The 8,277-nt window shown below is 70.0% G+C and carries 12 protein-coding genes; 8 read left to right on the top strand and 4 right to left on the bottom strand.

The features are described from left to right. Both FNH04_RS48170 and FNH04_RS36420 read right to left on the bottom strand, forming a co-directional pair. Positions 1–254, bottom strand: a 254-nt coding sequence (locus FNH04_RS48170) for a hypothetical protein (protein ID WP_228031810.1), incomplete at its 3' end; no start/stop codon positions are given. Beyond that, positions 251–877: a TetR family transcriptional regulator gene (locus tag FNH04_RS36420; protein ID WP_152790117.1), complete on the bottom strand. Its 627-nt coding sequence runs from the start codon at positions 875–877 to the stop codon at positions 251–253. The genes FNH04_RS48170 and FNH04_RS36420, both read right to left, overlap by 4 nt. Positions 878–1,073: 196 nt before the next feature. Between FNH04_RS36420 and FNH04_RS46870 the strand changes: the two genes are divergently transcribed. The 4 genes from FNH04_RS46870 to FNH04_RS36405 all read left to right on the top strand — a co-directional run bounded on the left by FNH04_RS46870 (position 1,074) and on the right by FNH04_RS36405 (position 3,647). Then, the gene (locus FNH04_RS46870) at positions 1,074–1,241 is read left to right on the top strand and encodes a hypothetical protein (protein ID WP_194236925.1); all 168 of its coding nucleotides are present in this window, start codon (positions 1,074–1,076) and stop codon (positions 1,239–1,241) included. A gap of 52 nt (positions 1,242–1,293) precedes the next feature. Beyond that, the gene (locus tag FNH04_RS36415) at positions 1,294–1,563 is read left to right on the top strand and encodes a DUF4190 domain-containing protein (protein WP_152790116.1); all 270 of its coding nucleotides are present in this window, start codon (positions 1,294–1,296) and stop codon (positions 1,561–1,563) included. A 113-nt stretch (positions 1,564–1,676) separates the two neighbouring features. Continuing rightward, on the top strand, positions 1,677–2,846 hold the full coding sequence (locus FNH04_RS36410) for a cysteine desulfurase family protein (RefSeq protein ID WP_152790115.1): 1,170 nt from the start codon (positions 1,677–1,679) through the stop codon (positions 2,844–2,846). Between the two features lie 354 nt (positions 2,847–3,200). After that, on the top strand, positions 3,201–3,647 hold the full coding sequence (locus FNH04_RS36405) for an SRPBCC family protein (RefSeq protein ID WP_152790114.1): 447 nt from the start codon (positions 3,201–3,203) through the stop codon (positions 3,645–3,647). A 144-nt stretch (positions 3,648–3,791) separates the two neighbouring features. On the opposite strand, the gene FNH04_RS36400 is transcribed toward FNH04_RS36405, so the two are convergent. After that, entirely contained in the window at positions 3,792–4,457 is a 666-nt protein-coding gene (locus FNH04_RS36400) for an N-acetylmuramoyl-L-alanine amidase (protein WP_322724854.1), read from the bottom strand. 60 nt (positions 4,458–4,517) lie between these two features. Here FNH04_RS36400 and mnmA point away from each other — a divergent pair, with 60 nt between their 5' ends. Beyond that, positions 4,518–5,654 carry a tRNA 2-thiouridine(34) synthase MnmA gene (mnmA, locus tag FNH04_RS36395; protein WP_152790113.1) on the top strand — a complete coding sequence of 379 codons (1,137 nt, stop codon included), beginning with the start codon at positions 4,518–4,520 and terminating at the stop codon, positions 5,652–5,654. 33 nt (positions 5,655–5,687) lie between these two features. Here the strand turns inward: mnmA and FNH04_RS36390 are convergent, their stop codons facing one another. Next, positions 5,688–6,011, bottom strand: coding sequence for a DUF427 domain-containing protein (locus FNH04_RS36390; protein WP_322724852.1), 324 nt, complete (start codon positions 6,009–6,011; stop codon positions 5,688–5,690). Positions 6,012–6,090: 79 nt separating this feature from the next. Here FNH04_RS36390 and FNH04_RS36385 point away from each other — a divergent pair, with 79 nt between their 5' ends. The 3 genes from FNH04_RS36385 to FNH04_RS36375 are packed head-to-tail and all read left to right on the top strand — an operon-like array spanning position 6,091 to position 8,244. Next, a complete protein-coding gene (locus FNH04_RS36385; protein ID WP_152790111.1) occupies positions 6,091–6,978 on the top strand; it encodes a class I SAM-dependent methyltransferase in 888 nt (295 codons plus the stop codon). A gap of 9 nt (positions 6,979–6,987) precedes the next feature. Further along, entirely contained in the window at positions 6,988–7,527 is a 540-nt protein-coding gene (locus FNH04_RS36380; protein ID WP_152790110.1) for an LOG family protein, read from the top strand. Between the two features lie 18 nt (positions 7,528–7,545). Further along, complete coding sequence (locus FNH04_RS36375; RefSeq protein ID WP_152790109.1) at positions 7,546–8,244, top strand: SDR family oxidoreductase; 699 nt, start codon at positions 7,546–7,548, stop codon at positions 8,242–8,244. The last annotated feature ends 33 nt before the right edge of the window (positions 8,245–8,277 follow it).

Here is an 8,277-nt window from a genome sequence, read left to right as displayed (position 1 = left end):
GCGGTGGCCCGGGTGGCGGCGGGCAGGGGCAGGGCCAGCCGGGTCAGCAGGGACAGGCGCCCAGCCAGTCGGCCACGCAGGAGGCGGCGAAGGAGAGCTGAGCCCGAAGGCCCGAGGCCCTGGGGATTCTCGGGAGCCTGTACGTACGCGGTGGCGCGCCCGGTGGACGGGGGCGCCACCGCGTACGTGTGCCGTGCCGTACGGGCGTGAGCGGCCGTCGTCGCGTAGGCCGCCCCGCGCCCGCCCTGTGTCATCCCAGCCAGTGGTGGCGCCCGATGCTGATGAGCCGCATACGGCGGGCCGCCACATCGGCCACACGGGCGCGCTCCTCCTCGGGTGCGTCCAGGGCCCCCAGGAAGAGCGACGCGGTCATCAGCATCTGGTCGACGTACAGACCGGCCAGCATCAGCAGGTCGTCGTCGCTCCAGCCCGCGGACTCCGGGTGCTTGGCCAGCTCGGCCTTCACCTCCTCGGCGAACCGGGCCAGTTGGGCGCCGATCGCCTCCCGTACCGACTGGACTCCACCATGTCGCTCGCGGGCGATAAAGCGGACATGTGCGGGGTACGCGTCGACGTGGCGGGCGATCAGGTCGACGGCGCGCCCGATGCGTTGGTCGCTGTCGCCGGCCGGGGACACCGTGGTCCCGATCATCGGGTGCAGGCTGCCCAGCGCCTCCTCGACGAGCGCCACGCCGAGATCCGCCGTCGAGCGGAAGTGCCGGTAGAACGCGGTCGGGGCGACCCCGACGGCGCGGGTGACCTCGCGCAGGCCCAGGCTGCTCAGGCTCTGCTCCTCCAGCAGGCCCAGTGCCGCGTCCAGGAACGCCTGCCGGGTCTTCTGCTTCTGGGCCTGCCGGATGCCGAGAGTGTGACTCATGACATGTAGTTAACAACTGTTCTCTGTAAGGGGAAAGCCGCGAGGCGCGCTAGACTTGTCAGTCAGTGAACAACTGTAACCACAATCGTTCACTGAACGCCGGAGGAGCCGGAGAAATCCGGAGAATCCAATCCAGAATCCAGAATCCGGAAACCCGAGACCTCAGCGAGTAGAGAGTCCAGAGAGGCGCAACACCATGCTGTTCCTCGTCGCCGCCCTTTTGCTCCTGGGCACCGTGCTGGGCACCGTGGCCCACGCGCCGCTGCCCGTCACCCTTGTCGCCGCCGCCGTCATCGGCGCCTGGCTCGCGGTCTTCGCGGTGCGTGAGCGCCACGGCCGCCGACGTCACCACCCCACCCACTGACCGACTCCACACCCCCGGCCGTCCTCGCCCACCTGCTGGGAGCTGACCGACCATGGAACTCACCGCACAGCGACCGCACCGCCGTACCGGAGCCCGCGATGCCGACGGCATGGCCGTGGCGTCCTTCATCCTCGGCCTCCTGGGCCTCCTCGTGCTGAACCTCTTCCTGGGGCCGATCGCCATCGTCCTGGCCTCCGTGGCCCTGTGGCGCGGTACCACCCGCCCGGGCCGCGCCTATCTGGGACTCGGGCTCGGCGTCGCAGACCTCGTCGTCCTGGTCACGCTGATGCAGCTGGACAACACGGTTTCCTGGAGCTTCTGAGGGAGTCCGGGCGCCCGGGGGAAGTGCCGGCGGGCGGCTGGGGGCGAGTCGCGTCCGCCCTGGGGACCGGAGGCCGAGGTCGGCGATCCGTCCCCCGTAGAATCGGGGCCACCATGGCTTACCTCGACCACGCAGCGACGACACCGATGCTCCCGGAGGCGGCAGAAGCCCTGACCGCCCAACTCGGCATCACCGGCAACGCCTCCTCGCTGCACGCGGCCGGCCGCAGAGCCCGCCGCACCATCGAGGAAGCCCGGGAGACCATCGCCGAGGCCCTCACCGCGCGCCCCAGCGAGGTGGTCTTCACCTCCGGCGGCACCGAGGCCGACAACCTCGCCGTCAAGGGCCTGTACTGGTCCCGCCGCGACGCCGACCCCGCCCGTACGCGTGTCCTCGCGAGCCCGGTCGAGCATCACGCGGTCCTGGACGCCGTCCACTGGCTGGGCGAGCACGAAGGCGCCACCATCGAGTACCTTCCGGTCGACGCGTACGGCCGGGTCCGCCCGGAGGACCTGCGTGAGGCCATCGCCCGCAACCCCGACGACGTGGCCCTGGCCACCGTCATGTGGGCCAACAACGAGATCGGCACGATCATGCCGATCCGCGACCTGGCCGATGTGGCGGCGGAGTTCGGCGTTCCGCTGCACGCCGACGCGGTCCAGGCGTTCGGTCAGGTCCCCGTCGACTTCGGTGCCTCCGGCCTTGCCGCGATGACGGTGTCCGGTCACAAGATCGGCGGCCCGTACGGTATCGGCGCGCTCCTCCTCGGCCGCGAGTACAGCCCCGTGCCCGTGCTGCACGGCGGTGGCCAGGAGCGTCATGTCCGCTCCGGCACCCTCGACGTCCCGGCCGTGGCCTCGTTCGCCGTCGCCGCGCGTCTCGCCGCCGAGCAGCGCGAGTGGTTCGCGCGGGAGATCGGCGCCCTGCGCGACGACCTGGTCGTCGCGGTCCGTGAGGCCGTCCCGGACGCGATCCTCGGCGGGGACCCCTCTCCCGGTGGCCGGCTCCCGGCCAACGCCCACTTCACGTTCCCGGGGTGCGAGGGTGACTCGCTCCTGCTGCTGCTGGACGCCCAGGGCATCGAGTGCTCGACCGGGTCCGCGTGCACGGCGGGCGTCGCCCAGCCCAGCCATGTGCTCCTCGCCACGGGTACCGACCCCGACCTGGCGCGCGGCACCCTCCGCTTCTCCCTCGGCCACACCTCCACGGAGGCGGATGTCGAGGCGGTCGCGAAGGCGATCGGCCCGGCGGTGGAGCGGGCGCGTACGGCGGGGCTCACCTGAACCGCTCCTGAGCACACGAAAACGACCTACGAGACGGGTTCCCTTCGCCGGCATTACCCGGATCAGGTGACTGGGGGTCGCCTTCCAGTCGTGGACCTTACGATCCACGGCCTTCCGGCCTCTCAGCTCGACCGTCGACGTCGGCACCAGCGGAAGCCGAAACTTCTCGCCAGAGTCGGCTACTCCGGTCGAACTCCCTCACTCGTCCCGTAGGCCTGTTATCAGGATAGGACGTCCATCTTCAGATGGAAGACCCTATTTCATGATTTTTTATCCGAGTTGCGCCACTTTGTTCTGATGAGACGATTTGGGTAAACCGACGAAAGCTCGCAAAGGTAGCGCAAAGGGGATCGCATGCCTGCGATCAAGGAAAGTGTCGACATCTCCCGGCGCCCCGAAGACGTCTTCTCCTACGTGACCGACCCCTCGCATCTCCCCGAGTGGCAGGAGAGCGCCGTGTCGGTCCGACCCGTGGGAGACGCCCTCCTCGGGGTGGGATCGAGAGTCGTGGTGACCCGGCGGATCGGTCGCCGTGAGATTCCGATGACCACGGAGGTGACCGAGCTGGATCCGCCGAGAAGCTGGCGTCTCGACGGCGTCGACGGTCCGATCCGGGGGCACGTCAAGGGCACCATCGAACCGCTCGGCGACGGGGAGCGCTCGCGTCTGACCCTGTCCCTCGACTTCGAGAGCCACGGGATCGGCAGGCTGGTCGTCCCGCTGGTCCTCCGCCCGTACGCGCGGAAGGAGATGCCGCGGAACGAGCAGACGCTGAAGACTCTGCTCGAGGGCGGTGCGTGACCCGGGTTCCGCCCTGCGTGACCCCGGTTCCGGCGATCCGGGCCATACGATCGCCCGCGCCACAGGCTCCGGGCGACGTGGCTCGGGCGTGCCCGGGAGGTCTCAGGCGGCGCCCGGGACGTCTCAGGCCGTGCCCGGTAGGTCTCAGGCCGCGCCCGTACCCGCCTTCCGAACGAGCCGCATGTACCGGTCCCAGTCCCAGTGGGTGCCGGGGTCCGTGTGATCCGTCCCCGGCACCTCCACATGGCCGATGATGTGCTCGCGGTCGAGCGGGATGTCGTACCGCGCGCATATGCGGGCCGTGAGTCGCGCGGACGCCTCGTACATCTCGTCCGTGAAGGACGAGGCCCGCTCCACGAAGCCGGCGTGCTCGATGCCGATGCTCCGCTCGTTGTAGTCGCGGTTCCCCGCGTGGTAGGCGACGTCCAGCTCGCGGATCATCTGGGTGATGTGACCGTCCTTGCGCACGATGTAGTGCGAGGCGGCGCCGTGCTCCGGGTCCTGGAAGACCTTCACCGCGCTGTCGAAGCTGCCCTGGGTGACATGGATGACCACCATGTCTATCCCGTAGTCGTCGGGCCGGTCCGCACGCCGCCAGTTGGCGTCCGACGCCGCCACCCACCGGGCTCCCGTGTAGTCGACCTCGCCTTCCTTGCGCGGCTTCTCCACACCGGGAACCCGCCACCACAGGCGCCCCAGCTCGTCGCGCGCGAGCGCGGCCGTGCCCGCGGCGGCCGCCGCCCCGCCGATGAGCAGGGCACGACGCCCGATGCGCCTGTCCGCGTCCTTCGACGCCTTTCTCGTTCCCACGAGATCGTCAACGGATACTCGCGGGCTTCGGTTCCCGGGGCCCCTTACCCTTGAAGGGTTATGACTGAGACTCCGCAGCGCAACCCCCGTCCCCTCCGCGTCCTCGCCGCCATGTCGGGTGGTGTGGACTCCGCCGTCGCCGCAGCCCGGGCGGCGGAAGCCGGCCATGACGTGACGGGTGTCCACCTCGCGCTGTCCGCGAACCCCCAGTCGTTCCGCACCGGTGCGCGCGGCTGCTGCACCATCGAGGACTCGCGCGACGCCCGGCGCGCCGCGGACGTCATCGGCATCCCCTTCTACGTCTGGGACCTCGCCGAGCGCTTCCGTGAGGACGTCGTCGAGGACTTCGTCGCCGAGTACGAGGCCGGGCGCACCCCGAACCCCTGCCTGCGCTGCAACGAGAAGATCAAGTTCGCCGCGCTCCTGGACAAGGCCCTGGCCCTCGGCTTCGACGCGGTCTGCACGGGCCACTACGCCCAGGTGATCGTGAACGAGGACGGCACGCGTGAGCTGCACCGCGCCTCCGACATGGCCAAGGACCAGTCGTACGTCCTCGGCGTGCTCGACGACAAGCAGCTCGCCCACGCGATGTTCCCGCTGGGCGACACGGTGACGACCAAGGACGAGATCCGCGCGGAGGCCGAGCGCCGCGGCCTCGCGGTCGCGAGGAAGCCGGACTCGCACGACATCTGCTTCATCGCCGACGGCGACACCCAGGGCTTCCTGGCCGGCCGCCTCGGCAGGGCGGAGGGCGACATCGTGGACGAGTCCGGCACCAAGGTCGGCACCCACGAGGGCGCGTACGGCTTCACGATCGGCCAGCGCAAGGGCCTGCGCATCGGCACCCCGGCCCCCGACGGCAAGCCGCGCTACGTGCTGGACATCTCCCCGGTGACCAACACGGTGACGGTGGGCCCGGCGGCCTCGCTCGACGTCAGCGGCCTGACCGCCGTCAAGCCCCGCTGGTGCGGGGCGGCCCCCTCCGGCCCGGGCACGTACACCGCCCAGCTCCGCGCCCACGGCGGCGAGACGGAGGTCACGGCGGAACCGGTCGACGACGACGCCCTCGACGTGACCTTCACGAACCCGGTCCGCGGCGTCGCCCCCGGCCAGGCGATCGTCCTGTACGACGGCACCCGCGTGGTGGGGTCGGCGACGATCGCGTCCACGCGCCGGGCGACAGCGTCGGTCGCCTGACGCGCCTCGGCGACCTGACGGGAAACTCGACGGTCACACGACGTCCACCTCGTAGAAGCACAGGTGCCCCTTGATCTCCGCGACCTCCGGCTTCGGGTCGGGGTACGCCCACACCAGGTCAGCGGCGTTCGGGAGTGACCAGTAGGAGGCCGTGCCCTTGAAGGGGCAGTACGTGTGGGTCTCGGACGGGGTCAGGAGGTCCATACGGACATCCCCTTCGGGGATGTAGTACCGCACGGGACAACCTGTTTCGCGCAGCAGCAGGGGCCGGGTAGTCTCCGCGAGGACGTGGCCGTCGTGCACGGCGCGTACGTGTTCGGTGCTCTGCTCGATGGTGATGCGGTGCCCTGTGGTCACGATTGCCCTCCCTGGGTGGCCGTCTCGTCGAGTACAGCGCACGCTGCTGTCGTGTTCTTCCCGCCCCCCGGAGGTGGCCATGGGAACCGCAGACCCGTCCAGAAACCGCAGGAGCCTCACCCACAAGGTCCGCTACGCCCTGCGCAACCCCGAGCGCGTCCCCGCCCACGCCCGGCGGGCCGCCCGTGACGCCTGGCTACGGCTCAGGTACCGCCACGACCACATCGCGTACTACCGGGCCGTGATGGCCTCCGACAGCGCCCGCAGCGTCGAGGCGGCGGTGGGGTACAACCCCTCGCGTGAACGATGGGCGAAGCTGGGCCGGATGCAGTTCGACTACCTCGTACGGCACGGACTGCGGCCGCACCACCGGATGCTGGAGATCGGCTGCGGGAACCTGCGCGCGGGGCGGCTGTTCATCGACCACCTGGAGAGCGGTCACTACTACGGGATCGACATCTCGCCGCACATCCTGCTCGCCGCCCAGGACACCCTCGTACGGGAGGGGCTGCAGTCCAAACTCCCGTACCTGACGATCGCCGACGACCTCACCTTCGCCTTCCTGCCCGACGCGCACTTCGACGTCGTCCACGCGCACAGCGTCTTCTCGCACTCGCCGATACACGTCATCGAGGAGTGCTTCGCGCATGTCGGCCGTGTCCTCGCACCCGGCGGCTTCTTCGACTTCACCTTCGACCGGACCGAGGGCAGGGAGCACCACGTCCTGCGGGAGGACTTTTACTACCGGACCGAGACCCTGGTCGAACTGGCCGCCGGACACGGCCTGTCGGCCCGTTTCATGGACGACTGGGAGAAGCTGCCGCACGGCCAGTCGAAGATCCGCCTGACCGCGATGGCGGATGTCGTCCCGGACGTCGGGTCGGAGGTCGTCGGGTCGGAGGTCAACCCCGTTGCCGGCCCCGTCGCCGGCTCCGATGTCGACTCGGATGTCAGTGGAGGCCCGTAGCGTGGGCTCATGAACATCTGCGTCTTCCTCTCCGCCGCCGACCTCGACGACCGTTACACGCGCCCCGCAAAGGAGTTCGCGAAGCTCCTGGGCAAGGGCGGGCACACGCTGGTGTGGGGCGGCTCGGACGTCGGGCTCATGAAGGTGGTCGCGGACGGGGTGCAGGAAGCCGGCGGGCGCCTGCTGGGCGTCTCCGTGGAGTTCCTGGCGGCCAGGGCGCGGCCGGGGACGGACGAGATGGTCATCGCGCGCGACCTGTCCGAACGCAAGAGGCTGCTCCTGGAGAAGGCCGACGCCGTGGTCATCATGGTCGGTGGAACCGGCACGCTCGACGAGGCGACCGAGATCCTGGAGCTCAAGAAGCACGGCCACACGGACAAGCCGGTGGTGCTGCTCAACACGGCCGGCTTCTACGACGGCCTCAAGGAGCAGTTCCGGCGCATGGAGGACGAGGGCTTCCTGCCCCGTCCGCTCTCGGACCTCGTGTTCTTCGCGGAGGAGCCCGTGGGGGCGCTCGCGTACCTGGAGGAGAGCCAGGGCGTCGAGTGACGCGACGGTGATGCGAGCATGGCAGCCATGGCTACACATGTGATCACCGGAGCGGGCTCCGGCATCGGCGCGGCCGTCGCGCGCCGTCTGCACGCGCGCGGGGACGAGCTCGTGCTGCACGCGCGCGACGCGGGGCGTGCGAAGGAACTGGCGGCGGAGTTTCCCGAGGCGAGGACGCTGGTCGGTGATCTCGCGGAACCCGACAAGCTCAGCTGGGCGTTCTCGCACCAGACGCTCCCGGACCGGGTGGACTCCCTGGTGCACAGCGCGGGCGTGATCGAACTCGGGGCCGTCGGCGAGCTGACCCCGAAGTCGTGGCGCCACCAGCTGAACGTCAACCTGGTCTCGCCGGCCGAGCTCACCCGCCTTTTCCTGCCTCAACTCCGCGCGGCCCGTGGTCATGTGGTGTTCCTCAACTCCGGCTCCGGCCTGCACGCCTACGGAGACTGGTCCGCGTACGCCGCCTCCAAGCACGGTCTGAGGGCTTTGGCCGACTCCCTGCGCCACGAGGAGCACGCGGGCGGTGTGCGCGTCACCTCGGTGTACCCCGGCCGTACCGCCAGCCCCATGCAGGCCAAGGTCCACCAGCAGGAGGGCAAGGAGTACGACCCGTCCCAGTGGATCGACCCCGAGTCGGTGGCCACGACGATCCTGATGGCCCTGGATCTGCCGCGCGACGCGGAGGTCCACGACGTGACGGTACGCCCGGGTCGCTGACAGGGCCCTCGCCGCCCCTACCCGCCCCCACGA

The organism is Streptomyces phyllanthi (genome assembly GCF_009377205.1).
In the GTDB taxonomy this organism is placed as follows: Bacteria; Actinomycetota; Actinomycetes; order Streptomycetales; family Streptomycetaceae; genus Streptomyces; species Streptomyces phyllanthi.
The sequence above is the reverse complement of the archived record's forward strand: the minus strand, read 5'-3'. Positions and strand labels throughout refer to the sequence as shown.